The following is a 25,782-nucleotide window of genomic DNA, read 5'->3' on the forward strand; positions in this document are numbered from 1 at the left end:
CCCTCCCGCAGTCAGGGCGGGCCGCACCCCCGCGCCGGCGGTCGGGGGACCGCTGCCCGGTCCCCCGACCGCCTCCCCGCCCCCGGCGGTGCGGTCCGGCGGTGCGGCTATCGTGCACGGGTGCACGAGGCGGCCCGGAACACCGGGCACGGCACGTGAGGGGAGTCCCAGGTGATCGGACGGGCGCTGAACGGGCGTTACGAACTCGTCGAGATACTCGGCGTCGGCGGCATGGCCACCGTCTGGCGCGGGCTGGACCACGTGCTGGGCCGTCAGGTGGCCGTCAAGGTCCTCAACGGGGGACTCGCCGACGACCCCCGCTTCGCCGAGCGGTTCAGCCGCGAGGCGCAGCACGCGGCCATGCTGGTGCACCCGAGGATCGTCATGGTCTTCGACTCGGGCGTCGACCAGGGCACGCCGTTCATCGTCATGGAGCTCGTCCACGGCCGTTCGCTCGCCGCCGTGCTGGCGCAGCAGCCGGGTCTGCCGGTGGAACGCGCCGTCGGCATCGCGGCGGCGGTCTGCGAGGCGCTGGCGGTCGCGCACGCGGCCGGGCTGGTCCACCGGGACATCAAACCCGGCAACATCATGATCACCGACGACGGCGGGGTGAAGGTCGTCGACTTCGGCATCGCCCGGGCCGGTTCGTCCAGCAACCTGACCCAGACGGCGAGCGTGCTCGGTACGGCCGCCTACCTGTCGCCCGAGCAGGCCACCGCCTCGCCCCTGGACGGCCGCACCGACCTCTACGCGGTCGGCTGCGTGCTCACCGAAATGCTCACCGGCGAGACGCCGTTCACCGCCGAGACGCCGGTGGCGATCGCCTTCAAGCACGTCAGCGAGCAGCCCCTGCCGCCGTCCTACCGCCGCCCCGGCCTGCCGCCCGCGCTGGACGCGGCCGTGCTGCGCCTGCTCGCCAAGAACCCCGCCGACCGGCCGGCGGACGCCGTCGCGGCGCGGGCCGAACTCCTCTCCACCATCCCCGGGTTGGCGGTCGGCGACCCGACGGCGGAACTCCTCGCCACCGCCGCCGCCACCCAACTGCTGCCGCCCGTACGGCCGGTGAACCCCAACCAGCAGCACACCACCCTGCTCCCGCCGCAGGCCCCGGCCGTCACCTCGCTGATGGCGCCCGTCCCGCAGGCCCCGCCGGCCACTTCGCTGATGGCGCCCGTCCGGCAGGCCCCGCCCGGGGCCGCCGGCCGCAACCGCAACCGCCGCCGCAGGCCCCTCGTCCTCGGCGCACTGGGCGTGGCCGGACTCGCCGGCGTCACCGCCCTGGCCGTCGCCGCCCTGGACGAGCCCGCCGGCAACGCCGCCGCTCCCGCTCCCGCCAAGCCGCCGGCGGCCACCGCCCCCAGCACCCCGGCTGCCGCGCCCAGCACCCCGGCCCGCGCGTCCACCCCCGCGGCGACCCCGACGCCCACCACCGCGGCCCCCACCACCCCGGCCGGTCTCCCCACGGCCCCCAACCCGGGCGTCCCCCGCAACCAGGGGGCGGCCCTCCAGCTCAACGCCTTCCGCCAGGCCGTCGTCCAGACCCCGGTCGGGGGCAAGGAGCACGACCGCCAGGCGGAGCTGCTGCGGATCCTCGACGACGCCTCCGCCCGCCTCAACGAGGGCAATCCGGACGACGCGGCCCAGGAGCTCAAGGACGCCCAGAAGGTGATCCGCGACCTGGCCAAGAAGCACGCCATCGACGGCCCCACCAGCGCCAACTGGAACGCCCGCCTCGGCGCCCTGCTGATCACCCTGCACGCCACGGCCGCCGACAACCAGGACTGGTGACCGCAGGGCCCAAGTTCTGTCCGGCGGGGCGCTTCAGCGCGCGGCCGCGGGCTGTTCGGCGGCCCAGGCGAACCCGTCCGGGTCGGTGAAGGTTCCGGCGGTGCCGCCGATCACGAGCCGGTGCGATCCGCTGCCGTCGGGGGAGACTCCGGCGTCCTTGGCGAGGGCCCGGCGCTTGTACAGCGCGAGCTTGACCGGGCTGGACCCGGTGGCGAACTCGACGTACACCGGGCCGAAGCTCTTCGCCACGGCGAGGCCGCGGTCGACGTAGAACCGCTTGCTCGCGGAGACGTCCGCGACTCCCAGCAGGAGCACGAGCCGGTCGATCCGCCGGGTGGCCGGGCCGGTGTCCTTCTTCGCGGAGGTCGCGATCTTCCAGATCGTCCCGTCCGGGGCCTGGACGACGCCGCCGTAGCCCCAGAGCGACTTCGCGGCGGGCTTGAGGGCGGTGGCGCCGGCGTCGAGGGCGGCGTCGACGAAGCCGTCGACGGTGGCGGGCTGGGACACCGTGAGCGACAGCGTGAACCCGCGGAAGCCGGTGGTCGGCTCCTGCGAGGCCCGCAGGCGCAGCTGCGTGTCCAGGCCGAAGGCGGTGGTGTAGAAGCTGCGGGCGGCCGTGGGGTCGGCCACGTCGAGGATGAGGGAGTCGATGGAAGTCATGTCCTCCACGCTAGGTGGGGCCCGGTGGCCGGGGCTTCTCGAATCCTGACCGGTCCGGGGGCCCGTCGTGCGCGGCGCCGGTAGTCGTCGGGCGGCATGCCGACCAGTTCGGTGAAGCGGGTGCGGAAGGCGTCCGGCGAGGTGCAGCCGACCGCGCGGCGGACCGCGGTGACGCCGAGGCCGCCGCAGCGCAGGAACGCGGCCGCGCGCTCGACGCGACGCGCCGTCAGGTAGTCGTACGGCGAGTCGCCGTAGGCCAGCCGGAACTCGCGGCTGAGCTGCCCGGCCGCCAGGCCGGCGTCGCGCGCGAGCGCCAGGACGTCGAGCGGCCGCGCGTACTCGCGGTCGATCCGGTCCCGGACGCGGCGCAGCCGCGCGAGGTCTTTCAGTCGCTGCGCCGCCGCGCGGGCGCGGGCCCACGAGGGGTGACACACGGGAGGACTCCTCTCACCGGGCCCGACTCCGGCCGTCGCGGCCGTCAGGGACTGCACGGCCCGTACGGCCGGCGCGCGGCCGGACGGCTCAGCGCAGCTCCTGGATGCGGATCAGGTTGCCGGCGGGGTCGCGGAAGGCGCAGTCGCGCATGCCGTACGGCTGCTCGGTCGGCTCCTGGACGACCTCGGCGCCGCCGGCCTGCACCGCCCGGAAGGCGCCGTCGAGGTCCCGGGTGGCCAGCAGGATCCAGCCGTAGGTGCCCTTGGCCATCATCTCGGCGATGGTGCGGCGCTCGTCCTCGGTGACCCCGGGGTCGACGGCCGGCGGCGCCAGGAGGATGGAGGTGTCGGGCCGCCCGGCGGGGCCGACGGTGATCCAGCGCATCTTGCCCTGCCCGACGTCGCCGCGGACCTCGAAGCCGAGGACGTCGCGGTAGAAGACCAGGGACGCGTCCGGGTCGTCGTGCGGGAGGACGCTGGTGTGAATGGTGATGTCCATGGCGCCGATGCTAGGTGTGGCCGCGCGGGCGTGCTTCTCGGATCCTGACCGATCGGGCGCGGCCGTCCACAGCCTGTGGACAACGTCACGGCTTGCGGTGGCTCCGGGTCTCGACGTTCGCCCGGATCGCCCGCGACAGCGTCCCCGCCGCCGTGGCGAGGAAGACGAAGGTGTACCCGATCTGCAGGATCACCACGAGGCGGGGCGCCTGTGCGGCCGGGGTGATGTCGCCGTAGCCGACGGTGGCCAGGGTGACGACGGTGAAGTACAGGGCGTCGAGCCGGGTGACCAGCCCATCGAAATCGCCCGGACGGGCGGCCATGACGTAGTAGGTCGCGGCGAAGATGGTCATCGCGAGGAAGATCAGGAAGGACAGCCAGGCCACCGGGCGCTTCGCGTCGCCCCGCAGCACGGCGGTGGTCTTCGCCAGCAGCAGGCCGCTCAGGCCGACCAGCGCGGCGGTGAACACCAGCCAGCTGAGGACGGGGTGGTGGTAGCCGAGCCGGCGCAGGGGGAGAATCCAGTACGCGAGGATCAGCGCGGTGCAGGCGCCCAGCAGCCAGAGCGCGGACCTCGGGTCGACCCGGCCTTGCGGTGGTGGTGGCTGGCTTCCGGACATCGCGTCCAGCCTGCGGCTGCGCCGGGCCGGCCGCGTCCCGGGCTGGGCCGTTCGGGCCGGACCGTCCGGGGGCGGGCCGGCGGCGGCCGCGGCACCGGCCCCCGCCGACCGCCCCTCAGGCGGAGGCCGGGGCTCCTCCGTCCGGTCGGCCGGGCTCGTCCAGCAGCTCCAGCACCGCCAGGACGGCGACCAGCGCGAGCGCCAGACAGAGCGTCACCAGCACCGTCGGATAGCTCCACAGCACGAACGCCAGCGCCGCGCCCGCGACCGCCGCCCAGCCCAGCCAGGCCTTCCAGCGGTGGACGAACCGCCCGACCGGCCCGAGCCGCAGCCCGGCCCGCTCGGCGGTGCTCCGGGCCGCGCCGAGCCCCGCGTGCCAGCTGCCGCGCGCGGTGCGGGCCCAGCGCCCGCCGCCGCTGATCCAGGCGCCGAGCGCGACGATCAGGCCGAGCGCGATCACCACCCGGACGGCGGAGCGCAGGTAGCGCACCAGCGCGTCGTACACCGCCTGGGCGGCCGACTGGTCCACCCCGGCGGGGAGCCCGTCCAGGTAGACGGCCCGGAACACGCTCAGCCCGATGCCCAGCAGCAGCGCCCCGCCGGCCATCCCCAGCGCCACCGTGACCGCCGCCCGGCGCCGCCGGACCGCGAGCAGCACCCCGCCGACCGCGCAGGCCAGCGTGATCACCGGCATCCAGAAGCCGGCCAGGTCCAGCAGCCGCAGGCCGGTGCGGACCTTGGGGATGGCGGAGGACTGCACCAGCGTGAACGAGGTGTGGATCTCCGGGATCCTCGCGGCCGGCGTGAGCCCGTTGTCGACCAGCGCGGTCTTCACCCGGGCGATCACCGGGGCGAGGTCGAGCACCACGGTGTCGTTCCTGACCTCGACGGCGCCGCCGCCCTGCCCGGTCAGCATCCGGTCGATCGCGGTGTGCGCCTGCCGGTTGACGTCCGTCCAGAGGGTGGCGAAGGCGTCGCTGTCCACCACCCGCTGGACCTGGTTGCGGACGAAGCCGGTGAGCCCGTCGGTGAGGGCCTGGCCGATGCCGTTCAGCAGCGCGCCGAGCTTGGGCCGGTCGTCGGGGGCGATGGTGTCGAGCAGCGAGTCGACCGGGATCCGCGTCACGATCTCGTCGGTGACCCGGTTGGTGACGGCCGCCCTGACCGCCGGGTCCCTGGCCAGCGGCGCCATGGTCGCGACGTACCGGTCGGTGTCGCCGATCTCCGACCTCGCCCACACCGCGACGGCGCTCAGCGGGGTCAGCACGCAGGCCAGCAGGATCAGCAGGACGGCGAAGAGGGAGCGCACCCGGTGGCGGTCCGGGCGGGTCTCCAACTGCCGGGTGAGCCGCGCCTGGTGGGCCTCGGCGGCGTTCAGGCGGGCCCGCAGGTCGGCCAGCTCGTCGGGCGACCCGGCAGGCGGTTCACCGGGGGATTCACCGGGGGGTCCGCCCGGGGGTCCGACGGGCGGTCTGACGGGCGGCTCGTCGCCCGGTTCGTCGGTGGGCATGCCGCGACTCCGTTCCTCCGGTAGGTGCATACCAGGAGATAACGGATCAGATCGGACGGCCAGTCGGGAGGGCCGTGAGCAGCCCGGATGCAGCAGAAACCCCCGGCACCGTCATCGGACGGTACCGGGGGCTTCCGGAAAAGAGCGGGACTCAGACGGCCGTCTCGGGCCGCTTCGTCTCGGTGGCCTTGGTCACGTTGGTCGGCGTGACGGCCGGCGGGGTCGTGGCGGCCGGCTGCGGCGCGGCGGTGCTCTGCGCGGTGCCGGCGCTCTGCGCCGCGTCCGCCGGGGCTTCGTCCTCGCGCAGCGCCTTCGTCTCCGCCTTCAGGATGCGCATCGACTTGCCGAGGCCGCGGGCCATCTCCGGCAGCTTCTTCGACCCGAACAGCAGGATGACGATCGCCAGCACCACCAGGAGGTGCCAGGGCTCAAGACCGTTCCGCAGCATCCCTGGCCACCGGTCCCTTCTTGTCTAGAGTCAAGGGTGGGCGAGCGCCCGTGCTGGCCAGTATGCCTGGCGACGACGGCGAACGGATACACCGGTCGGGAAACGCTGGCCAAAAAGCAGGTGCCGTTCGAGCGGAACGCGAGCGCCCGCGGCAGCGGCCGGAACCGGCCCGGTCCGGCTCGCACACCCGTGACCAGCCCGCACGGCACCGCGCCGCGCAACACCCGCCCCTCGGGCCCCTTCGCTCCCGTCGCCAGGGGTCGCAGCCGACAACCGCCCGATCGGCGGCGGCTCAGTACACGAAGGGCACGAGTCGCTTCGACATCCGCCGGTATTGCGCGTACTCCGGCCCGAAGGCGGCCAGCAGCAGCCGCTCCTCGGCGGCGATCCGCCAGCCGTACGCGCCGAGCAGCAGCGCCGGCACCAGCAGGGCCGCCGGCCAGCTGCCCAGGCCGAGCGCGTAGCCCGTCCAGACCAGCAGGCTGCCGGCGTAGCCGGGGTGGCGGATCTGCCGGTACGGGCCGCTGCGGACGACGCGCTGGGTGTCCACGGTGCGCAGGGTGCGGGTGTAGTAGCGGCCCAGGGTGCGCATGCCCCAGGCCCGCAGCGTTAGCCCGGCGGCGATCAGTGCGATCCCGAACCAGCGGGCCCAGGGCGGCAGTTCGCCGATCCCGGCGCGGCCGAACAGCACCACGACCAGCACCGCGGCGACGTAGCAGGCGAGCAGCAGCCGGGTCGAGCCGCGGTCGCGGCCATCCGCGCGCCAGGTGCCGGCGGCGGAGTCCTCGCGGCGGCGCAGCATCAGCTCGTAACCGACCCAGCACAGCATGCCGAGGAGGGAGAGCAGGGTCGTCAGGGACATGCGGCGGCTCCCGGCGGATAGGAGGGACGGGCCAGTACCCCTTCACGGTCCTCCCCGGGGGCCGCCGACGCACGCCCCCGGGGGTGGACGCCCCGCCCTCCACCCCCAGGTGGACCGTCCGGCCCGCCCGTTGACGAGGCCCGTCCGTTGCCGCCCGCGATCTGCGGTCGTGCCGCCGACCTCGGCACACCAATGGACGTACAACCGCTACCTTGATGCCATGGGCGAGCCAGTGATCGAGCCGATGGCCGAGGTCCGGAGCCACCTCGCGGACGTGATCGACCGGGCCCGACGTGACGGAACTCCGACGATCATCACGAGGCGCGGCCGGCAGGAGGCGGTGGTGATCGACATCGCCGAGTACCAGCACCTCGTGGAAATCGCCGAGCAGGCCGAGAACGAGAGGCTGAACCGCCTCGCGGCCGAGGCCGAGGCCGAGGGCCTCGAAGGCTCCGTCTAGCTGGAGGGGATGGCCGCCCTGCTCCGCGATCACCACGGCCGACCGTGAGGGGCTGCTCCACACTCGCCGGGTGCTGTACACCGTCGAGGGCGGGGTGCTGATCGTCTGGGTCATGGCGGTCGGCAACCGTCGTGAGGTCTACCGGCACCGGTAGGGGCCGGCGGGAACGGCGGAGAGCCCCCGCCCGTGGGGGCGGGGGCTCTCGATGACTCGCGTGGATCGGTCCTGGTGGGTCAGACGGTGACGGCCTCCGGGGCCGGGGCGGCGGCGGGGAGGTGGCGCATCAGGCGGTAGGCCAGCAGGGCGGCGCCGAGGGCGAAGACCAGGCCGACCACCGCGGCGACGTGCAGGCCGTCGGTGAAGGCGGCCCGGGCGGTCTCCAGCAGGTCCGTGCCGATCCGGCCGGGCAGGTGGCCGGCGACGGTGACCGCGCCGCCGAGGGTGTCCTGGGCGGTCCGGGCGGCCTCGCCGTCGACGCCCGCGGGGAGGGCGCCGTCCAGCTGGTGGCGGTAGACGGCGGCGCCGGCCGCGCCGAGCAGGGCGATGCCGAGTGAGCTGCCGAGTTCGACGGCGGTCTCGGAGGTGGCGGAAGCGGCGCCGGCCTGCTCGACGGGGGCGGCGGAGACGACCATTTCGGCGGTCATGGTCATGGTGCCGACGGTGCCGGCGGCGAGGACGCCCGCCGCGACGAGGATGAGCGCCAGCGGGGAGTGCGCGCCGACCTGGGTCATCAGCGCGAAGCCCGCCGCGCCGACCAGGAACCCGCCGCCCATCAGGGCCGCCGGGCGGACCTTGCCGGCCAGCGCCGAGCTGGTGCCGACGGCCGCGCCGACGCCGACGCTGGGCACCAGCGACCAGAGCGAGGCGGTGAGCGGGCTCATGCCCTTGACCAGTTGCAGGTACTGCGAGGTGAAGAGGGAGAAGCCCATCATCGCGAACATCGCGATGGTGTTGACGCTGATCGCGCCGCTGAAGGTGCGGATCCGGAACAGGCCGAGGTCGATCAGCGGGTCGGCGGCGGTGCGCTGGCGCCGGACGAACGCGGCGGCCAGCAGCAGGCCGACGGGGACGGCGAGGGCGGGCAGCGGGCTCCAGCCGTCCACGGCGAGGGTCTTGACGCCGTAGACCAGCGGCAGGATCGCGGCCATCGAGAGCGCGGCGCCGGGCAGGTCGAAGCGGCCGGTGCGGGCGGTGGAGCGGTACTCGGGGAGCAGGGCGGGCGCGGTGAGCAGCACCAGGGCCATCACCGGGACGGCGACCAGGAACGTGGAGCCCCACCAGAAGTGGTCGAGCAGCAGGCCGCCGACGACCGGGCCGAGGGTGGCGCCGGCGGTGAGGACGCCGCCCCAGGCGCCGAGGGCGATCTGCCGCTGCTTGGGGTCGTGGAACATGTTGCGGATCAGCGCGAGCGTCGAGGGCATCACGGTGGCCCCGGCGACGCCGAGCAGGGCGCGGGCGGCGATCAGCTGGTCGGCGGTGTCGGCCCGGGCGGCCAGCAGCGAGGCGCCGATGAAGCCGGCGGCGCCGATCATCAGCAGTCGGCGGCGGCCGATCCGGTCGCCGAGCGAGCCCATGGTGATGAGCAGCCCGGCGAGCAGGAACGAGTACATGTCCATGATCCACAGCTGCTGGGTGCCGCTGGGCGCCAGCGTGGTGGAGATGAAGGGGACGGCGAAGAAGAGCACGCCCATGTCCATGGCCAGGACGAGGGTCGGGAGCAGGAGGACGGCCAGGCCGATCCATTCGCGACGGCCTGCGCGGCCGGTGGTTGCGGTCATGGGGAAGACGGTACGGGCGTGTCAGACGCCTGTCTAGTACATCCGTGTAAATCGCTCGTGCGAGACAAATGTATGAGACGACCGTGCGAGACATTTGTGCAGTCCTTCCGTAGGATCGGGTCATGGGAAACCGCGAAGACCTGATGGCCGGCGCCAAGCGCTGCCTGTACGAGAAGGGGTACGGGCGCACCACCGCCCGTGACGTCGCGACCGCCTCGGGCGTCAGCCTGGCCGCGATCGGCTACCACTTCGGTTCGAAGGACGCGCTGCTCAACGCGGCGATGATCGAGGCGATCGGGGAGATGGGGGCGGCCCTGGGCGCGGTGGTGGACGCCGCCAACCGGGTGTCGGACGACCCGGAGGAGCGCTTCGCCGCGGTCTGGGACGGCCTCAGGACCGTCTTCACCGAGCACCGCGGGCTCTGGGCGGCCCAGTTCGAGGCGCTCGCCCAGGCCGCGCACGCGCCCGAGCTGGCGCACGCGTTCGCGGAGGCGCAGAAGGAGGGCCGGCTCGGTCTCGCCGCGCTGTTCCAGGGGCTGCCCGAAGTGCCGGACACCGAGGAGGAGATCGTCCGCGGCTCCTTCTACCAGACCCTGCTGGCCGGGTACGCCGCCCAGTGGCTGGCCGCCCCCGAACTGGCGCCGAGCGGGCGGGACTTCCTGCGCGGGCTGCGGCTGGTCAGCGCAAGCGTGCTCAGCCCCGCGGTGCCGTCACCGCCCGCTGCCGCCCGCTGACGGCTGCCGCCCGTCGCCCGCTGACAGTTGCCGCCCGCTGTCGACGGCGCCGCCCCGCTAGGCGGTGACCACCGTCAGCAGCACCACCGAGTCGACGTGGGCCAGCAGCCCGTGCCGCTCCTGCGGCACCGGCTCCAGCCGTCCGACCGGCAGCTCCTGGTGCCGGCCGGCGATGGTCAGCGAGACCCGGCCGCGCAGCACCTGGACGCTGCCGGCGGTCGGCGGGGTGTGCTCGTCCAGCGAGGTGCCCGCGGTCAGCGCGATCACGGTCTGCCGTAGGACGCCGTCGTGGAGCACCAGGTGGGCGCTGCGCCCGTGTGGGCTCTCGGCCGCCCGGGCGAGGTGTTCCACGGCGAGCTGTTCGAGATCGGGCATCGCGCGTCCTCCTGACCCGGCGTGCCGGGCCGACCCCGGGCGCCCGGACCGGCGCCGTGTGCCCAGGTTCGCGGACGCGCCCGGCTCGCGCACCCGGAGCCGTTCGACGTGCAGCCCCCGGCGAGTGCCCGCATCGTGGAGGCATGGCGATCAACGAGACAATCTCCGGCGGGTTCCAGGTCAACCGCTCGCTGCTGGCCGGCGGCGCGCTGCTCACCGGTATCGGTGCCGTGCTCGGCGTGGCCGGGGCGGCGATGGTGTGCGCGGCGCTGGCCACGGCGGGCCGCAGCTGGGTGCGCAGCCTGGAGACCGCGCCGGCCGCGTTCGCCCAGCGGGCGCTGCGCGAGGCGAAGGTGGCGTCCAGTGCGGGCTGGGAGGCCTGGCGCGCGGAGCACGGTTCGCCCAACTGAGCGCACCCGCCCGCCTGAGCCGCACCCGCCCGCCCCGCCGAGTGCCCGCACCCGTCCGGGTGCGGCGGGCCGCCATGGGGGTGCGGCCCGCCGCGGCTGTGGACCCGCCTGCCCCGCCTACAGGCCGAGCGACTTGGCGATGATGCTGCGCATGACCTCGCTGGTGCCGCCGTAGATCCGGAACACCCGGTTGTCGGTGTAGAGCCGGGCGATCGGGTACTCCAGGATGTAGCCGTAACCGCCGTGCAGCTGAAGGCACTTGTCGATGACGGTGGAGGCCGACTCGGTGCAGAACAGCTTCGTGGCGGCCGCGTCGGCGACGGTCAGCTCCCCCTGCTGGTACAGCTCCAGCGCGCGGTCCACCATCGACTGCTGCGCCACCACCTGGGCCTCGCAGTCGGCCAGGGTGAACTTGGTGTTCTGGAACTCGGCCACCGCCTTGCCGAACACCTTGCGGTCCTTGACGTACTGGAGCGCGAACCGCACCGCCGCGGCCGCCGACGCGTACGCGCTGACGGCGATCGCCAGCCGCTCCTGCACCAGGTTGTGGGTCAGGTAGGAGAAGGCCCGGCCCTCCTCGCCGAGCAGGTTCTCCACCGGCACCTTGACGTCGCTGAAGGCCAGTTCGGCGGTGTCCGAGGTGCGCAGGCCGATCTTCTGCAGCTTGCGGCCGACCGTGTAACCGGGGGACGTGGTGTCCACGCAGAGGATGGACAGGCCGGCCCGGCGGTTGTCCGGGTCGTACGGGGCGGTGCGGCAGACCACCAGGACGAGGTCGGCCAGCACGCCGCCGGTGATGAAGGTCTTGGCGCCGTTCAGGACGTAGTGGGTGCCGTCCTCGGAGAGCCGCGCGGTGGTGGCGATGCCCGCGAGGTCGGAGCCGGCGCCCGGCTCGGTCATCGCGATGGCGGTCATGATGTCGCCGGAGACGAAGCCGGGCAGCCAGCGCCGCTTCTGCTCCTCGGTGGCGTACTCCAGCAGGTAGGGCAGGACCAGCGCGGTGTGCACGCCCGAGGAGCCGAAGCTCACGCCCGCCCGGGCGGTCTCCTCGGTGATCACCGTCTGGTACTTGAAGCCGCTCTCGCCCGCGCCGCCGTACTCCTCCGGCACTTCGATGCCGTAGACGCCGAGCGCGCCGAGCTGTCGGTAGAAGTCGCGCGGCGGGTGGCCGTCGGCCTCCCAGCTCTCGTAGACCGGGACGACCTCGTTGGCGATGAAGTCCCGGATGGTCTCCCGGAAGGCCTCGTGGTCCTCGTTGAACACGGTGCGGCGCACGGCGGCGCTCCCTTCGGTGGTGACCGGCTGCGGGCGCCGGCGGGGGCTGAACGTGCCAGGTGATGGCCTCACAAGTTAATCCCGGGTAGCTTCGGCTGTCCAGGGTCGACGGCCCCGGAAAAGGCCGGTGGCCACCGGCGGTCGGCGCCCTCAAGTGAATCCTTGCTAGCCTTCGGTCGGCAGTCCGGAGCGCGGGAGGGAGGCTCGCCATGGTGGTCCGACGACCGCCCGGGCGGCGCGCCCAGATCCTCGCCGTGGCGGCCGACCGGTTCCACCGCAGCGGCTACCACCAGGTCTCCATGACCGAGGTCGCCGCCGGGGTCGGCATCACCGCGCCCGCCCTCTACCGGCACTTCCGCGGCAAGCCCGAACTGCTCGACCGTGCCGTCCGGCTGGGACTGGACGCGCTGGCCTGCGGGCTGCGCGGGGCCCGCACCACCGGCGACCTCGGCGCCGCGCTGGCCGCCGTCGCGGTCGGACACCGCCCGCTCGGCACCCTGGTGCAGCGCGACGCCAGGCTGCTGCCGCCGGCCCGGCGGGCGGCGCTGCGCCGCGAACTGCGCGCCGACGTCGCGCTGATGACCGCCGTGCTGCGCGCCGGACGGCCGGAACTCCCGTCGCCGGACGCCGAGTTGCTCTGCTGGTCGGCGCTCTCCGCCTGCACCGGGCTCTCCTACCAGTCGGCCGCGCCGCAGCCGCGCCGCGCCGAGGCGGTGCTGCGCGAACTCGTGGCCGCAGTCCTCGCGGCCTCCCTGTGCGGCGCCGCTGCTCATCCGGATCCCGCCGCCCACCCGGATCCCGCTGTCCACCCAGGTCCCGCCCTCATCCCCGTCTCCGCCGCCGATCCCGTCGCCCCCGGGCCGCCGGAGCCCAGGCCGCAGGCGCGCCGCGAGGAGCTGCTCGCGGCGGCCGTCCGGCTCTTCCACCAGCGCGGCTTCGACAACGTCAGCACCGACCAACTCGGCGCCGCCGTCGGCATCTCCGGCCCCAGCGTCTACCGGCACTTCGACAGCAAGGCCCAGTTGCTCGCCGCCTCGCTGGTGCGCAGCCGCGAACGGCTCTGGCAGGAGGTGGACGGCGCGTTCGCGGCCGCCGCCGGGCCGGAGGCGGCGCTGGCGGCCGGCCTGGGCGCGTACGTCGGCTTCGCGCTGCGCAACGGCGACTACCTGGGCGCGATGCTGAGCGAGACGGAGCGGCTGGCCCCGCCGGACCGCCGGGTCGCGGTGGACTTCCGGCGCGACTTCCTGCGCACCTGGGTCGGCCTGCTGCGGCGGGTCCGGCCCGAGTACGACGCGGTCGAGGCCCGGATCCGGGTCCACGCCCTGTTCGCGCTGGTCAACGACGGGGTGCGGAACCGCCCGCACAGCGCCCGCCCGGACCTCGGGGACTGCCTGCTGCACCTCGGCCGGGCCGTCCTCGGACTGCCCGGAACGGACGGCGGCCGGGTGCCCGCCCCGCGCTGACGGGGCGGGCACCCGGCCCGTGGGGTGTGGCTGCGCCCGGGGCGGGGCGGCTCTAGCCGACCGGGAAGAAGGCCCGGGCGTCGAGGTTGCCGTTGCCCTGCAGGGCGCCGATGTTGCCGCCGTTGCCGGTCGCGGCGAGGCCGTTGTTCTGGTTGCTCGCGCCCGAGCCGGTGGCCGTCTGCTGGGTGACGACCACGTTGCCGTGGACGTTGCCGATGACGTTGGCGGAGCCGGTGTTGCTCACGACGCTGCTGTTGGAGTGGTCGAGGGCGCCGGCGCCGTTGTCGGCGTGGGCGCTGGCGGCGCCGAAGCCGACGAGGAGGAACGCCCCGAGGGCGGTGACGGCGGCGGCTGCGCGGATACGGGACACGGTGGTCTCCCTGAGCTGGGGGTGCGAAATGTGGCGCGATCCGGAGTGGCCGCTCCGTGGCGCCGTTGCCTGACGTCGCACGTTCAGCATTCACCAACAGCGCGGACGAACTCCACCAAACGGGTGGCAATTCCCCCGATGGTGTCATGGTGACGCCGTATCCGGAGATTGCCCGATGGTCGCGACGAAGGCATCTCAACCCATCAAAACTGCTGGTGGAGAGGGAAGTTGATGCACAAGCGGCGGAGTCGGACAACCCTGTGCAGTCAACACAGAGTTGACTGAGTTTTCTCAGAGAGAAAGAAATGGTGGCCGGATAGTCGCACTGGCACACTGGGGACCCATGTCTGAAGGTGCCCCGCCCGAGCCCGCCCCCGCCGAGGATCTGCGTACGACCGAGGTCGATCTCGGCGGACTGGTGAACGTCCTCGCCACCCACCTCTACTCCACCCCGCTGGTCGCTCTGCGCGAACTCGTCCAGAACGCCCACGACTCGCACACCCGCCGACTCCTGGAGGACCCGGACGGCGACCACCGCCCGCTGATCCGGGTGCGCGGCGACGCCGCCCGGCGGACCGTCTCCATCGAGGACACCGGCGCCGGCCTCACCGAGCCGGAGATCCACTCCTACCTCGCCACCGTCGGCACCGGCTACACCCGGATGCTGCGCGACCTCACCGGCAACCAGGAGCTGATCGGCGCCTTCGGCCTCGGCTTCCTCTCCGCCTTCTCGGTGGCCGACGAGGTCGCCGTCACCACCACCTCGCACCGCGAACCGCACCTCGGCCACCGCTACCGCAGCCGGGGCGGCGAGCAGTACCAGGTCGACCCGGTGGCCGCCCGGCCCCGCCCCGGCACGGTCGTCGAGCTGACCCTCAAGGCCGAACACGCCCACCTCGCCGACGAGGACGCGCTGCGCGACGTGCTCGGCCGGTACTGCGTGCTGCTGCCGATCCCGGTCTACGTCGGCGACGACGAGCAGCCCGTCAACAACGTCGAGGTGCCCTGGCGCCACAGCGTGCCGGGTGACCAGCACGCCGCCCGGATGCGCTTCGCCACCGCCTTCGGCCGCCGCTTCGAGCCGCTCACGGCCTTCCCCGTCCACCCGGCCGAGAGCGGCACCGAGAGCGGCACCGGGGGCGGCACCGGGGGAGGGGCCGAGGGAGGCATCGACGCGATCGGCCTGCTCTGGGTCCAGGACGGTGGCACCTACGGCAGCAGCGACAACCGCGACCTCGCCGTCTACCTGCGCGGCATGCTGCTCGCCGAGGACGCCCGCGACCTGCTGCCCAGCTGGGCCGGGTTCATCGGCGGCGTGGTCGAGTCCAGCCGGCTCACCCCCACCGCCAGCCGCGAGGACCTCCAGCGCGACGACCACTACCGCGCGCTCCAGCGCGCCCTCACCGACGCCATCGTCGACGGCCTGTACGAGACCGCCCGGCTGCGGCCCGCCGCCTGGCGCCGCATCCTCACCCGGCACGGCCAGGACCTGCTCGGCGCCGCGCTCTGCGACGAGCGGCTGTTCACCCTGCTCGCCGACGACGTCCCCGTCCCCACCTCCCAGGGCGACCTCACCGCCGGCGCGCTGCGGGCCGCGGGCGGGGGCGCGGTGCACGTCGCGCTCGGCAGCGGCGGCGGCTTCGAGGAGATGCTGTACCGGGCGATGCGGGTGCCGATCGCCCGCGGCGACCGTTACGCCGTCCTGCCCTTCCTGCGTCGCTACGCCCAGCTGCGCGGCTGCCGCCTGGTCGAGCTGGGCAGCGAGCACGGCGACCGCGAGCTGTTCCGCGACCCGGAGCGGCCGCTGCCGGCCGGCGAGGCGGCCTGGCTGGCCGGCGCCCTCGCCGACGAGGGCGAGCAGCTCGTCCCGGCCCGGTTCGACCCGCCCGGCCTGCCGCTGGTCCTGGTGCCGGACCGCGAGGCCGAGCTGAAGGCCCGGATCGAGGACGACCAGGCCGACGCCCGCATCCCGTCCGCGGCGCTGCGGCTGGCCCGGGCGTTCACCGCCCGCACCGACGGCGAGGTCAGGGCCCGCCTCTACCTCAACCTGTCCTGCCCGGCCGTGCTGGACCTGCTCGCCGCCTACCGTGCCGGGCACACCGGCAGTGCCACGGCGGCCGGGCTGCTCCGCTCGCTCAAGGTGATCATGGCCGCCGCCTCGGCGGGCTCGACCGGCGCGTCCGGCGGCGACCTCACCGCCGCGCTGTCCGGCGTCGGCACCGCGGTCTCGGCGCTGACCGCCGCCGTCCCGGCCGGCCTGCCGGGCGTCCCGGACACCCTCGACGCCCTCCCGGACGAGGCGTGACGGACGAGGCGTGACGGACGGATTGTCAGTGGTCCGCGGTAGACATCACATCAGCACCACGCAGGGGGACACCACATGAGTACCGACATCTGGGCCTGGGTCCACGACGCCCACCGCCAGCTGGCCGAGGCCGGCCACCGGCGGCTGGCCGACGCCATCTACGAGCTGCCCGGCCACGCCAACGAGGGCCGCAACGACCAGGTGGACGCCGTATACCCGGAGGCCCTGGCCGCCTCCCGGGCGCTCGGCCTGCCCTGGGTCGAGGTCTACCTGCGGCACTGGCGGATGCAGAACCTGCTGAACAAGCGCCACCAGGGCGAGCAGGCCCTGCCCGAGGCGGTCGACCTGCTGGAGTTCGCCCACCGCGAGGAGACGGCGGGCTGCCCGCAGTCCGTCTGCGTGGTGCAGGACTTCGCGATCTGCCACGCCCGGGTCGACGGCCCCGGCTACGTGCCGGAGCGGCTGGCGGTGCTCGGCGAGACGCTGGAGCGGATCGAGCCCGGCCGCGCCTGCTTCGACTGCCTCTCCCGCGAGTACTCCGACGCGCTGGAGGACGACGGCCGCCACACCGAGGCGCTCGCCCACCTGGACACCGCCGCCACCCGGATCCAGGCGGCCGGCGAGCGGCTCTCGCTGCACTTCCACCACGCCCGGGCCGGCACCCTGCACCGGCTCGGCCGGCACCAGGAGGTGCTCGCGCTGCTCGACACCGCCGAGCAGGCCGAGCGCTCCCGCGGCCACGAGATCGACGAGAGCGACCGGCTCTGGGGCGGCCTGCTGCGGGCCCGCGCGCTGGCCTCGCTCGGCCGGACGGAGGAGGCGCTGGCGCTGCTGCCCGACCGGGAGGCCGCCGAGCGCCACGCCGACCTGCGGGACGGCTGGACGCACACGGTCGAGCTGCTGGTCGCGGCCGGCGCCTGGGAGAACGACGCCGAACTGGGCGCCGCCGTGGCCGGCTGGGTCGGCTACCTGGACGGCACCGGCTCGCACCGCCCGTGCGTGGACCTGCTGCTGGCGGCGGGTCGGCTCGCCCTCGCCCGCGGCGCGCGGACGGTGGCGCTGACCCTCGCCGCGACGGGGGAGCGCAAGCTCGCCCAGCTGCGCCGCACCGACGGCGTGGCCGCGGAGGTCGCCGCGCTGCGGGCGGCCGCCGAGGCGCTGCCGGAGCCCGAGCTGCCCGTCCCGCCCGGCGAGCTGACGGCGCACCTGGCCGAGGTCGGAGTGCCCTACGAGACCGGCGCCGACCTGCTCTCCGTCGCCCTGGACCGGTACCGGGGTGAGCAGGCCGGCGCCACCGAACTGGCCGTCAACCTGGCCGCGGTGCTCGGCGGCCTCGGCCACGCCCGGGCCGCCGCCGACCTGCTCTGGCACTGGCTCGACACCGCCCCGGCCGACGAGGTGCTGATCGGCATGCTCGGCTCCGCCCTGATCGACGCGGGGGACGGCGAGGGCGTCCGCCGCCTCGCCGACCGGCTGGCCGACGACAGCCCGGAGGACGGGCACTGGATACGCGCCCGCTGGGCCGCCGCCGAGGGTCGCTGGGCCGAGGTGCTGGAGCAGTGCGAGGCGATCCTCGCCCTGGACGCCGGCCGGATCAACACCCGCCGGCTGGCCGCCGGCGCCGCCACCGAGCTGGGCGACCACGCCACTGCGCAGCGGCTGTACCAGGAGCTCCTGGAGCACGCGCTGCCTGCCGAGGCCGCCCCGGAGGAGGAGCGCCACCGCACCGTCCAGGAGCCCGACCTCTGGCACCTGATCACGGCGGCCACCGCCAACCGGGACTGGGCCGCGGTCCGTTCCGCGGGCGCGCTGCTCGGCATCGAGTTCGACGAGCCCGAGGGGCCGGTGGACGAGGAGTGGCAGCTGGTCACCGTCCGGGCCACCCGCACCAACGGGGCCACCGCCGACCTGCCCGCCGTCCGCACCGGTCCGGCCACCGCCCGGATACTGCCGGTGCTCGGCGAGGACCTGACGCTCAACCACGGCGACGTGGTGGTCTTCGCCCCGGCGCTGCTGGAGCCGCCGCCGGCCGAGGACGCCCCCGAGGAGGAGCGGCGCGGCTGGCACCCGGTGTTCGAGCTGCTCACCCTGCTCGACCCGGCGGGGTACACCACGTACTGGATCGACGGCGGCTGGCCCGGCGACGAGCCGTGGGCGGCGCTGCGCGAGAGCCTCCAGCAGGCCGGCTTCGCGGTCTGGGCGTACAGCGGGGAGCAGTACCGCATCACCGACCCGGCCGACGAGGACGGCACGCTGCCCGGCGTCTACGCCGCCCTCGGGGTGCCGCCGACGGCCTCCGCCGCCGAGGCCGACGCGCTGCTGCACCGGCTCACCGGCGACTGGCCGCACCCGCTCGCCTGGCTCGACCTGGCCAAGGCGGCGGGCGCGGACGCAGCCCGGCACGAGGAGATCGTCGAGCGCTACGGCCTCTGACCCGTTCCCGCTCCAGCCCGGTCCGGCTCTGACCCGGTCCGGGCACGCGCGCCACGGGGGCGGGGCGCGCGTGCCCGGGGCGGGAACCATCCCGGGATCTGTCGAGTCTTGGTAAATGCTTTACCATTTCATTGCCAAGACTCGACCCCCAGGAGTGTCCGCCCGTGACCAGCCTCGCCCTCGGCCCGTCCTGGCTCGATCCGACCAACCTGATCTCCGCCTTCAACCTGTTCGGTGTCCTGGCCATCGTCTTCGCCGAGTCCGGGCTGCTGATCGGCTTCTTCCTGCCGGGGGACTCGCTGCTGTTCACCACCGGCCTGCTGGTGGCCGACGGCACCTACCTGCACCAGCCGCTCTGGCTGGTCTGCGCGCTGATCGTGGCCGCCGCGGTGGCGGGGGACCAGGTCGGCTACCTGTTCGGCCGCAAGGTCGGGCCGAGCCTGTTCCGCCGCGCCGACTCCCGGCTCTTCAAGCAGGAGAACGTGGAGAAGGCCGCCGCCTTCTTCGACCGGCACGGGCCCAAGGCGATCGTGCTGGCCCGCTTCGTGCCGATCGTGCGCACCTTCACCCCGATCGTCGCCGGGGTGAGCAGGATGAACTACCGCACCTTCGTGGTCTTCAACCTCGTCGGCGGCGTGCTGTGGGGCGCCGGCGTCACCGTGCTCGGCTACTTCCTGGGCCAGATCCCGTTCGTCCGGGAGAACATCGAGGCGATCCTGGTCGGCATCGTGCTGGTCTCGGTGGTCCCGGTGGCGGTCGAACTGCTGCGGGCCCGCCGTTCCGGCGCGGCGTCCGCCGACCGCCACCGCGCCGGGTAGGAGTCCGCGGCCCCCGTCGGGGTACGCCGCGTACATGTGCGTCCGGCAGTTCGATCAGGCAAGGTGTAACCCGAGATCGAACGGTGGCCGACGGCCGCCAGGGGTGGCAAGGAGCGGAAGTGCCTAAGCGGGGCCGACCGGGCGCAGGCAAGCGGGCGAGGGGAGGCCGGGCGGTCCGTCAGACCCGGCGGACGCCGCCGGTACGGCCGGTGGACCCCGCCGAGGCGCCGCCCACCGAGGGCCTGCTGGGCCATCCGGCCCCGACCGTCGAGCCCGCCACCGTCGTCCCCTTCGTCCCGCCGATCACGGAGACCAGGGGCCTGCTGTCCCCGGAGCCGGAGCCGGAGCGGGAACCGCCCGCCGAGTCCGGGCCGCCCCCCGCGCTCGGGCCGCACCCTGCGCTCGGACAGGCACCCGGCCCGGAGGACGCGCGCCCCGCCCGCCGCCGATCGGTCGCCGAGGACACCCTCACCCCCGAGGAGTGGCGGGCCGCCGGCTACACCCCGCCGATGGGCATCCCGGTCCCGGAGCTGACCGCCGGCGCCCCCGGCGAGGCGCCCTGGCCGGACCGGATGCGCACCCTGCTGCGCATGCCGATGTCCGAGCGCCCCGCCTTCGAGCGGACCGCCCGCGAGCTGCACCCCTCCGCGGGCGCGACCCGCAACGTCCCCCGCATCCTCGACCTGACGCTGCGCATCGGCGAGCTGCTGCTCGCCAGCGGCGAGGCCGCCGAGGACGTCGAGGCGGCGATGCTCGGCATCGCGCACGCCTACCGGCTGGACCGCTGCGAGCCGCAGGTGACCTTCACCCTGATCGGCATCTCGCACCAGCCCTCGCTGGTCGAGCCGCCGATCACCGCCGACCGGGTGGTGCGCCGCCGCACCTCCGACTACACCCGGCTGAACGCGGTCTACGAGCTGGTCGCGGACATCACCGCGGAGAAGGTCACGGTCAACGACGCCTACCGCCGGCTCGCCCTGATCCGCCGCAACCGGCACCCGTACCCGGGCTGGATGCTCGCGCTGACCACCGGTCTGCTGGCCGGCGCGGCCACCTTCCTGGTCGGCGGGCGGATCGACGACAAGGCCTGGCTGGTCTTCGCCAGCGCCTTCGTCGCGGCCGTCCTCGGAGACCGGCTGGCCTCCACGCTGGCCCGGCGCCGGCTGCCGGAGTTCTACCAGTTCGTGGCAGCCGCGATGCCGGCCGCCGCCTCCGGGATCATCCTGTCCTTCAACGACTGGGGCCTGCGCGGCTCGGTGGTGATCACCGGTGGCCTGTTCGCGCTGCTGCCCGGCCGGGCGCTGGTCGCCGCCGTCCAGGACGGCCTGACCGGCTTCTACATCACCGCCGCGGCCCGCCTGCTGGAAGTGATCTACCTGGTCGCGGGCATCGTGATCGGCGTGATGCTGATCCTCTACCTGGGGGTCGGCTTCGAGGCGAAGCTGCGGCCGGACGAGAGCCTGGCGGGCGTCACCTACCCGCCGGTCCAGATGATCGCCGCGATGCTGCTGACCCTGGCCTTCGCCACGCTGCTGCAGACCGACCGCCGCTCGCTCGCGCTGGTCACCCTGAACAGCGGCATCGGCTGGGCCAGCTACGGCGTGCTGGCGTACAACGCGGGCATCTCCCCGATCGTGGCGACGGGGGTGGCGGCCGGCCTGGTCGGCCTGTTCGGCCAGCTGATGGCGCGCTACCGCAACGGCTCCGCGCTGCCGTACGTGACCGCCGCGATCGGCCCGCTGATGCCCGGTTCGGCGCTCTACCTGGGGATGCTGTCCTTCGCCCAGGGCCACGCCAGTGCGGGCCTGGTGTCCGTCTCCCGGGCGGCGGCGATCGCGATGGCACTGGCGATCGGGGTGAACCTGGGCGGTGAGATCGCCCGGATGTTCATGAAGCTGCCGGTCGGCGGCGAGCGCCCGTCGCTGTACCCGGTCGTGCCGCGCCGGGCGGCCAAACGCACCCGCGGGTTCTGACCGCACGTTGGACCGGTGTTGGGCTCCGGGCCATGTCACGGCAGGCCGCACGCAGGACCAGGAACGAAGGTAAGACGCATGACCACACTGCTGGACGGCTACCGCGAGCACATCGTCGCCGCGCACAAGCAGCCGTTGTTCCTGCTGCTGGTCGGCTTCATCACCTCCTTCGTGTTCATCCGGTTCAGCGTCCGGATGATCCGCGCCGAGGTGCGGTGGTGGTTCGGCAACGTCACCCCCGGCGGCCTGCACATCCATCACATGGTGTTCGGCCTGGGCTTCCTGCTGGTCGGCGGCGTCGGGGTGTTCGCCACGTACGGCGGGCACCCGTGGATCGACTGGTTCGGGCTGGTCTTCGGCATCGGCTGCGGCCTGGTGCTGGACGAGTTCGCGCTGATCCTGCACCTGGACGACGTGTACTGGAGCGAGCAGGGCCGCAAGTCGGTGGACGCGGTGATCTTCGGGATCCTGTTCACCGCCCTGCTGCTGGTCGGGTACGTGCCGCTCGGCGTGGTGCCCAGCCAGGAGACCAGGTGGGGCCTGATCACGGTGATCTCGGTGAACGCCCTGGCCTCGGTGATCACCCTGATCAAGGGCAAGATGTGGACCGGCCTGCTCGGCATCATGGTCCCCGGCCTGTCCTGGATCGGGGCGATCCGGCTGGCCCGCCCGAGCAGCCCGTGGGCCCGCTGGCGGTACGCCACGCGCCCGCGCCGCCGGGCGCGTGCGCTCCGGCGCGAGCGCCTGCTGCACCGGCGTGCGGACCGGGCCCGCACCTGGCTTTTCGACCTGATCGCCGGCGCCCCCGACAAGGTGCCCGCGAACCACCCCGCCGCCCACCGGGTGGCCGAGCGGATGTCGGCCCGGGCCACCGCCCACCTCGACGCGCACGCCGCCCGGGCCCTGGCCCGGCGTCAGGCGCGGCTGGCGGACCGCCGCTCGGCGGCCGCCGCCGGGGCCGCCCCGGCGGCGGTGGGCGGGGCGTACGGCGCGGGCGACAGCGGTGGGGGCCCGTCCCTCGGGGCGCAGCAGCGCCGTCGCGCGATCCGGGCGGGGCGCAACCGGACGTACGCGGTTCGTCCGACCGGGGTGGAGCACCGGTCCGGGCGACACCCCCACCTGCGTCCGCACACCCGCCGGATCCATCGGTAGTTCGTATACCTGGTGCGCCTGACTGAAGGTGACCAGCGGTCAGATCATCTGATGGTCACCCGCTCGGCGGAGCGCGTTCGAGGTGTGAAAAGCGCCGGAGTTGAGAACATGATCGACGAGTGACCGTTCTGTCATGTGATGGGATGATTCGTCGGACCTGCTCCGCCCGGCCGCCCCGCCCGAGCGCCGCGGACCGTCCGCCGCCGTCCCCTCCGGACCCGTGAGAAGGGGATGTCTCGTGGCGCGCAGGCTCCTGCCGACCCTCCTGTTGTCCCTCACCGCCCTGCTCGGGCTGCTCCCCGCAGCCCAGGCCGCCCCGGCGGACCCCGAACCGGCCGCCGGCCCCGCCCGGACGGAGGACCCGTACCCGACCACCGGGGAGATCGACCGGGCCCGCGCCGAGGCCGACCGCACCGCCGCCTCCGTCACCGCCATCGAAGCCGGCCTCGCCGCCGCCCGGACCGAACTCGACCAGGCCGGCCGCAGCGCCGAACAGGCCGTCGAGGCCTACAACGGCGCCCAGCTTGCCCTCGTCCGGGCCCGCGCCGACGAGACCACCGCCGCCCGGCGCGCCACCGCCGCCGAGGCCGACCGCACCGCGGCCGCCGAGGACGCCGCCCAGCTCGCCGCCGAAACGTACCGCCAGGGCGCGGGCGCCGCCCTCTCCGCCCTCAACGCCCTGCTCGGCGCCCACGGCCCGCGCGAAGCCGGCGACCGCGCCGCCGTGATCGGCGTCGCCAGCGAGCGCACCCGGCAGATCCTCGACGCCGCCACCTCCACCGCCGCCGCCGCGACCCGCGCCTCCGCCGCCGCCCGCGCCGCCACCGAGACCGCCGAGAAGGCCGCCGCCGAGGTCGGCGCCGCCAAGGCCAGGGCCGAGGCCCGGCTCGCGGCCCAGCAGGAGGCGGTCGTCGCCGCCGACCGCCGCCGCGAACAACTGCTCACCGACCTGGCCGCCGCCCGGCACACCACCGTCGACCTGGAACGCCGGCGCAGCGAGGCCCTGGAGGCGATCGCCGCCCGCGAGGCCGCGGCCGCCGCCCGCGCCGCCGCCGAGAAGGCCGCCGCCGAAGCGGCCGCCGCGGCCGAGGCCGCCGCCAGGGCCACCCCGGCCGCACCCCCCGCCGCCGACCGCCCGTGGTCCGCCGAGGGCGCCGCCGCCGCCATCGCCTTCGCCCGCTCCAAGATCGGCCTGCCCTACATCTGGGGCGGCGAGGGCCCGGCCGGCTACGACTGCTCCGGGCTCACCATGATGGCCTGGCGCGAGGGCGGCAAACAGCTCAACCACTTCGCCGCCGACCAGTACGCCGAGAGCACCCCGGTCAGCTACCGCCAGCTGCGCCCCGGCGACCTCGTGTTCTGGACGGGCACCGGCCGGGCCGTCGACATCCACCACGTCGGCCTCTACATCGGCGACGACCAGATGATCGAGGCCCCCCGCGTCGGCATGCCGGTCAAACAGGCCAGCCTCTGGATCATGGGCACCCCCGACTTCTACGCCCGCCCGTAGCGCCCCGGCTGTCGGCGGCGGGCGCTAGCGTGGCCGCGTCGATCACTCGGGAGGAGACGCGATGAGGCTGCGGGACGTCGAGGCGGGGGACGTCGGGGCGTACGTCCGGATGCGGTGCGACGCGGTGATGATGGCCGAGCTGGGCGGGCCGCTGCCGGAGGAGCGGGTGCGGGAGCGGCTGCGCAAGGACGTCGTGGAGGTCGCCGAGGACCGTTCGTGGATCAAGGTGATCGTCCCGGACGGCGCCGGGCCGGAGGTGGTGGCCGGCTCCGTCACGCTCTGGTCGCACGAGGAGGACGGCGCCGCCGTGGCCGAGATCGGCTGGATGGTGCTGCCCGAGTTCCAGGGGCGCGGCCTCGCCAAGGCGGCCGTCCGGGAACTGCTGGACGCGGCCGCCCGGGACGGCCGGTGGGGCCCGGTGCACGCCTTCCCGGCGACGGCCAACGGCCCGTCCAACGGGATCTGCCGGGCGCTCGGCTTCCGGCTGCTCGGCGAGCTGGACGTCGACTTCGCCAACCGCGTCCTGCACTGCAACCACTGGGTGGTGGTGCCGGGGGAGCACCGCGCATCGGGCACGGAATAAATGGGATGCCGCCCGAAAGCGACGCCCGTACGGTGGCCCGATGGGCAACACAACCGATGACGGGGCCGTCGACATCGTGAACGGCCTCCAGACCCGCGCGATCGCCGAGAGCGAGGTGGCCGCGTGGGACCGGGCGCTCGCTCTGGGCTTCCTGCGCTCGCACGCGGAGAGCACGGCCGACTTCCGCCGCCTGCAGTGGGAGCCGGGCCGGATGCTGGCCGGCTTCGACGGCGACCGCTGCATCGCCACCTTCCGCAGCTTCGACGTCGAGCTGACCGTCCCGGGCGGGGCCACCGTCCGGGCCGACGCCGTCACCGCCGTGACGGTCAGCGCCACCCACCGCCGCCGCGGCCTGCTCGGCACGTTGATGCGCCGCGACCTCGCGGCCGCCGCCGAGCGGGGTTCGGCGGTCGCCATCCTGATCGCCGCCGAGTACAACATCTACGGCCGCTACGGCTTCGGCCCGGCCACCCGCGGCCACGGCTGGAACATCGACCTGCACCGCACCCGCGGCCTGCGCGACGGCCTGCCCACCGTGCCCGGCGGGCGGATCGACTTCGTGACCATGGAGCAGGCCCGCGAGCTGGGCCCCGACCTGCACGAGCGCTGGCGGCGCACCCAGCCGGGCGCGATCGCCCGCGACGAGCTGTGGTGGAAGCGGAACACCGGCGAACTCCAGTTGCCGGGCCACGAGTTCAAGGAGCCGTTCGTGGCCGTCCACCGGGACGCCGACGGCACGGTCACCGGCCTGGTGGCCTACCGGGTCGACGACGCCTGGGACGGCAGCTACCCGAACTGCACCCTGACCGTGGCCGACTTCCTCGCCCTCGACCGGGCGACCGCTGCCGAGCTGTGGCGCTTCGTCCTCTCCGTCGACTGGGTGCGCAAGGTCGTCGCGGAGAACATCGGCCCGGACGACCCGCTGCCGCTGCTGCTCCAGGAGCCGCGCGCCGCCACCCCGTACGTGGACAACGCCGACTTCACCTGGCTGCGGGTGCTGGACGTGGCGGCCGCGTTCGACGCCCGGACGTACGGCGCGCCCGGCCGGGTGGTCCTGGAGGTCGAGGACCGGCTCGGCTACGCCTCCGGCCGCTGGGCGATCGAGGTCGCCGCGGACGGCACCGGCCGCTGCACCCGGACCACGGACGACGCCGACCTCGCCCTGGACGCCTCCGAGCTGGCTTCGCTCTACCTGGGCGGCGAGACGGCGCCCCGGCTGCTCGCGGCCGGCCTGCTCACCGAACTGCGCCCCGGCGCGGCGGTCGCCGCCGACCTGCTGCTGCGCACGCCGCTGCAACCCTGGAACCCGGACGGCTTCTGAGC

At 74.4% G+C, this 25,782-nt stretch carries 24 protein-coding genes; 13 read left to right on the forward strand and 11 right to left on the reverse strand.

The features are described 5' to 3' along the window. Positions 1-171: 171 nt before the first annotated feature. Entirely contained in the window at positions 172-1,788 is a 1,617-nt protein-coding gene (locus tag ACFWPI_RS27865) for a protein kinase (protein ID WP_380380330.1), read from the forward strand. A gap of 33 nt (positions 1,789-1,821) precedes the next feature. On the opposite strand, the gene ACFWPI_RS27870 is transcribed toward ACFWPI_RS27865, so the two are convergent. From ACFWPI_RS27870 to ACFWPI_RS27900, 7 genes are all read right to left on the reverse strand, one after another. Further along, on the reverse strand, positions 1,822-2,448 hold the full coding sequence (locus ACFWPI_RS27870) for a glyoxalase (RefSeq protein ID WP_380346440.1): 627 nt from the start codon (positions 2,446-2,448) through the stop codon (positions 1,822-1,824). Then, a complete protein-coding gene (locus ACFWPI_RS27875) occupies positions 2,445-2,882 on the reverse strand; it encodes a helix-turn-helix domain-containing protein (RefSeq protein WP_380380328.1) in 438 nt (145 codons plus the stop codon). Before ACFWPI_RS27875 ends, ACFWPI_RS27870 begins: the two co-directional genes overlap by 4 nt. A gap of 88 nt (positions 2,883-2,970) precedes the next feature. Further along, on the reverse strand, positions 2,971-3,381 hold the full coding sequence (locus ACFWPI_RS27880; RefSeq protein WP_380380326.1) for a VOC family protein: 411 nt from the start codon (positions 3,379-3,381) through the stop codon (positions 2,971-2,973). 85 nt (positions 3,382-3,466) lie between these two features. Then, the gene (locus ACFWPI_RS27885; RefSeq protein WP_079135787.1) at positions 3,467-4,000 is read right to left on the reverse strand and encodes a potassium channel family protein; all 534 of its coding nucleotides are present in this window, start codon (positions 3,998-4,000) and stop codon (positions 3,467-3,469) included. Between the two features lie 115 nt (positions 4,001-4,115). Continuing rightward, positions 4,116-5,510 (reverse strand): hypothetical protein, encoded by a 1,395-nt coding sequence (locus tag ACFWPI_RS27890; protein ID WP_380380324.1) that lies wholly within the window; start codon positions 5,508-5,510, stop codon positions 4,116-4,118. Between the two features lie 151 nt (positions 5,511-5,661). Further along, positions 5,662-5,958, reverse strand: a complete 297-nt coding sequence (gene tatA, locus ACFWPI_RS27895) for a Sec-independent protein translocase subunit TatA (protein ID WP_063348755.1) — start codon at positions 5,956-5,958, stop codon at positions 5,662-5,664. 292 nt (positions 5,959-6,250) lie between these two features. After that, a complete protein-coding gene (locus tag ACFWPI_RS27900; protein WP_380380322.1) occupies positions 6,251-6,820 on the reverse strand; it encodes a methyltransferase family protein in 570 nt (189 codons plus the stop codon). A gap of 244 nt (positions 6,821-7,064) precedes the next feature. Between ACFWPI_RS27900 and ACFWPI_RS27905 the strand changes: the two genes are divergently transcribed. Beyond that, positions 7,065-7,280, forward strand: a complete 216-nt coding sequence (locus ACFWPI_RS27905; protein WP_380380332.1) for a type II toxin-antitoxin system Phd/YefM family antitoxin — start codon at positions 7,065-7,067, stop codon at positions 7,278-7,280. Positions 7,281-7,513: 233 nt separating this feature from the next. Here the strand turns inward: ACFWPI_RS27905 and ACFWPI_RS27910 are convergent, their stop codons facing one another. Beyond that, a complete protein-coding gene (locus ACFWPI_RS27910) occupies positions 7,514-9,058 on the reverse strand; it encodes an MFS transporter (RefSeq protein ID WP_380380320.1) in 1,545 nt (514 codons plus the stop codon). 122 nt (positions 9,059-9,180) lie between these two features. Between ACFWPI_RS27910 and ACFWPI_RS27915 the strand changes: the two genes are divergently transcribed. Beyond that, positions 9,181-9,792 (forward strand): TetR/AcrR family transcriptional regulator, encoded by a 612-nt coding sequence (locus ACFWPI_RS27915; RefSeq protein WP_363375054.1) that lies wholly within the window; start codon positions 9,181-9,183, stop codon positions 9,790-9,792. Positions 9,793-9,849: 57 nt separating this feature from the next. Here ACFWPI_RS27915 and ACFWPI_RS27920 read toward each other — a convergent pair whose 3' ends face one another. Continuing rightward, positions 9,850-10,167 carry a cupin gene (locus ACFWPI_RS27920; protein ID WP_363375056.1) on the reverse strand — a complete coding sequence of 106 codons (318 nt, stop codon included), beginning with the start codon at positions 10,165-10,167 and terminating at the stop codon, positions 9,850-9,852. A gap of 143 nt (positions 10,168-10,310) precedes the next feature. Here ACFWPI_RS27920 and ACFWPI_RS27925 point away from each other — a divergent pair, with 143 nt between their 5' ends. Continuing rightward, positions 10,311-10,577, forward strand: a complete 267-nt coding sequence (locus tag ACFWPI_RS27925) for a hypothetical protein (protein ID WP_363375057.1) — start codon at positions 10,311-10,313, stop codon at positions 10,575-10,577. Between the two features lie 117 nt (positions 10,578-10,694). On the opposite strand, the gene ACFWPI_RS27930 is transcribed toward ACFWPI_RS27925, so the two are convergent. Next, entirely contained in the window at positions 10,695-11,852 is a 1,158-nt protein-coding gene (locus ACFWPI_RS27930) for an acyl-CoA dehydrogenase family protein (RefSeq protein ID WP_380380317.1), read from the reverse strand. A 209-nt stretch (positions 11,853-12,061) separates the two neighbouring features. Here ACFWPI_RS27930 and ACFWPI_RS27935 point away from each other — a divergent pair, with 209 nt between their 5' ends. Next, positions 12,062-13,315 carry a TetR family transcriptional regulator gene (locus ACFWPI_RS27935; protein WP_380425111.1) on the forward strand — a complete coding sequence of 418 codons (1,254 nt, stop codon included), beginning with the start codon at positions 12,062-12,064 and terminating at the stop codon, positions 13,313-13,315. Between the two features lie 52 nt (positions 13,316-13,367). Here ACFWPI_RS27935 and ACFWPI_RS27940 read toward each other — a convergent pair whose 3' ends face one another. Continuing rightward, on the reverse strand, positions 13,368-13,685 hold the full coding sequence (locus tag ACFWPI_RS27940; protein ID WP_063348764.1) for a hypothetical protein: 318 nt from the start codon (positions 13,683-13,685) through the stop codon (positions 13,368-13,370). Positions 13,686-14,028: 343 nt separating this feature from the next. On the opposite strand from ACFWPI_RS27940, the gene ACFWPI_RS27945 reads away from it, so the two are divergent. From ACFWPI_RS27945 to ACFWPI_RS27980, 8 genes are all read left to right on the forward strand, one after another. Then, positions 14,029-15,990 (forward strand): ATP-binding protein, encoded by a 1,962-nt coding sequence (locus ACFWPI_RS27945; RefSeq protein ID WP_380380607.1) that lies wholly within the window; start codon positions 14,029-14,031, stop codon positions 15,988-15,990. A 75-nt stretch (positions 15,991-16,065) separates the two neighbouring features. Next, the gene (locus tag ACFWPI_RS27950) at positions 16,066-18,423 is read left to right on the forward strand and encodes a hypothetical protein (protein ID WP_380380605.1); all 2,358 of its coding nucleotides are present in this window, start codon (positions 16,066-16,068) and stop codon (positions 18,421-18,423) included. A gap of 164 nt (positions 18,424-18,587) precedes the next feature. Beyond that, the gene (locus ACFWPI_RS27955) at positions 18,588-19,241 is read left to right on the forward strand and encodes a DedA family protein (protein ID WP_380380603.1); all 654 of its coding nucleotides are present in this window, start codon (positions 18,588-18,590) and stop codon (positions 19,239-19,241) included. Between the two features lie 209 nt (positions 19,242-19,450). Further along, positions 19,451-21,214 carry a threonine/serine exporter ThrE family protein gene (locus ACFWPI_RS27960; protein ID WP_380380601.1) on the forward strand — a complete coding sequence of 588 codons (1,764 nt, stop codon included), beginning with the start codon at positions 19,451-19,453 and terminating at the stop codon, positions 21,212-21,214. Positions 21,215-21,292: 78 nt separating this feature from the next. Next, positions 21,293-22,366: a hypothetical protein gene (locus ACFWPI_RS27965; RefSeq protein WP_063348769.1), complete on the forward strand. Its 1,074-nt coding sequence runs from the start codon at positions 21,293-21,295 to the stop codon at positions 22,364-22,366. A gap of 238 nt (positions 22,367-22,604) precedes the next feature. After that, complete coding sequence (locus ACFWPI_RS27970; RefSeq protein ID WP_380425114.1) at positions 22,605-23,876, forward strand: C40 family peptidase; 1,272 nt, start codon at positions 22,605-22,607, stop codon at positions 23,874-23,876. A gap of 61 nt (positions 23,877-23,937) precedes the next feature. After that, positions 23,938-24,459, forward strand: coding sequence for a GNAT family N-acetyltransferase (locus ACFWPI_RS27975; protein WP_380378067.1), 522 nt, complete (start codon positions 23,938-23,940; stop codon positions 24,457-24,459). A 40-nt stretch (positions 24,460-24,499) separates the two neighbouring features. Then, positions 24,500-25,780 (forward strand): GNAT family N-acetyltransferase, encoded by a 1,281-nt coding sequence (locus ACFWPI_RS27980; RefSeq protein ID WP_380378066.1) that lies wholly within the window; start codon positions 24,500-24,502, stop codon positions 25,778-25,780. The last annotated feature ends 2 nt before the right edge of the window (positions 25,781-25,782 follow it).

It is taken from the genome of Kitasatospora sp. NPDC058492, from assembly GCF_042720685.1.
GTDB lineage: Bacteria > Actinomycetota > Actinomycetes > Streptomycetales > Streptomycetaceae > Kitasatospora.

What these genes read in the sequence shown, in the direction of transcription:
- ACFWPI_RS27910 (WP_380380320.1), bottom strand. Translation starts at nt 9,058, where the DNA reads ATGACCGCAACCACCGGCCGCGCAGGCCGTCGCGAATGGATCGGCCTG.
- ACFWPI_RS27920 (WP_363375056.1), bottom strand. Translation starts at nt 10,167, where the DNA reads ATGCCCGATCTCGAACAGCTCGCCGTGGAACACCTCGCCCGGGCGGCC.
- tatA (WP_063348755.1), bottom strand. Translation starts at nt 5,958, where the DNA reads ATGCTGCGGAACGGTCTTGAGCCCTGGCACCTCCTGGTGGTGCTGGCG.
- ACFWPI_RS27890 (WP_380380324.1), bottom strand. Translation starts at nt 5,510, where the DNA reads ATGCCCACCGACGAACCGGGCGACGAGCCGCCCGTCAGACCGCCCGTC.
- ACFWPI_RS27975 (WP_380378067.1), top strand. Translation starts at nt 23,938, where the DNA reads ATGAGGCTGCGGGACGTCGAGGCGGGGGACGTCGGGGCGTACGTCCGG.
- ACFWPI_RS27925 (WP_363375057.1), top strand. Translation starts at nt 10,311, where the DNA reads ATGGCGATCAACGAGACAATCTCCGGCGGGTTCCAGGTCAACCGCTCG.
- ACFWPI_RS27965 (WP_063348769.1), top strand. Translation starts at nt 21,293, where the DNA reads ATGACCACACTGCTGGACGGCTACCGCGAGCACATCGTCGCCGCGCAC.
- ACFWPI_RS27880 (WP_380380326.1), bottom strand. Translation starts at nt 3,381, where the DNA reads ATGGACATCACCATTCACACCAGCGTCCTCCCGCACGACGACCCGGAC.
- ACFWPI_RS27945 (WP_380380607.1), top strand. Translation starts at nt 14,029, where the DNA reads ATGTCTGAAGGTGCCCCGCCCGAGCCCGCCCCCGCCGAGGATCTGCGT.
- ACFWPI_RS27915 (WP_363375054.1), top strand. Translation starts at nt 9,181, where the DNA reads ATGGGAAACCGCGAAGACCTGATGGCCGGCGCCAAGCGCTGCCTGTAC.
- ACFWPI_RS27980 (WP_380378066.1), top strand. Translation starts at nt 24,500, where the DNA reads ATGGGCAACACAACCGATGACGGGGCCGTCGACATCGTGAACGGCCTC.
- ACFWPI_RS27935 (WP_380425111.1), top strand. Translation starts at nt 12,062, where the DNA reads ATGGTGGTCCGACGACCGCCCGGGCGGCGCGCCCAGATCCTCGCCGTG.
- ACFWPI_RS27885 (WP_079135787.1), bottom strand. Translation starts at nt 4,000, where the DNA reads ATGTCCGGAAGCCAGCCACCACCACCGCAAGGCCGGGTCGACCCGAGG.
- ACFWPI_RS27900 (WP_380380322.1), bottom strand. Translation starts at nt 6,820, where the DNA reads ATGTCCCTGACGACCCTGCTCTCCCTCCTCGGCATGCTGTGCTGGGTC.
- ACFWPI_RS27905 (WP_380380332.1), top strand. Translation starts at nt 7,065, where the DNA reads ATGGCCGAGGTCCGGAGCCACCTCGCGGACGTGATCGACCGGGCCCGA.
- ACFWPI_RS27950 (WP_380380605.1), top strand. Translation starts at nt 16,066, where the DNA reads ATGAGTACCGACATCTGGGCCTGGGTCCACGACGCCCACCGCCAGCTG.
- ACFWPI_RS27870 (WP_380346440.1), bottom strand. Translation starts at nt 2,448, where the DNA reads ATGACTTCCATCGACTCCCTCATCCTCGACGTGGCCGACCCCACGGCC.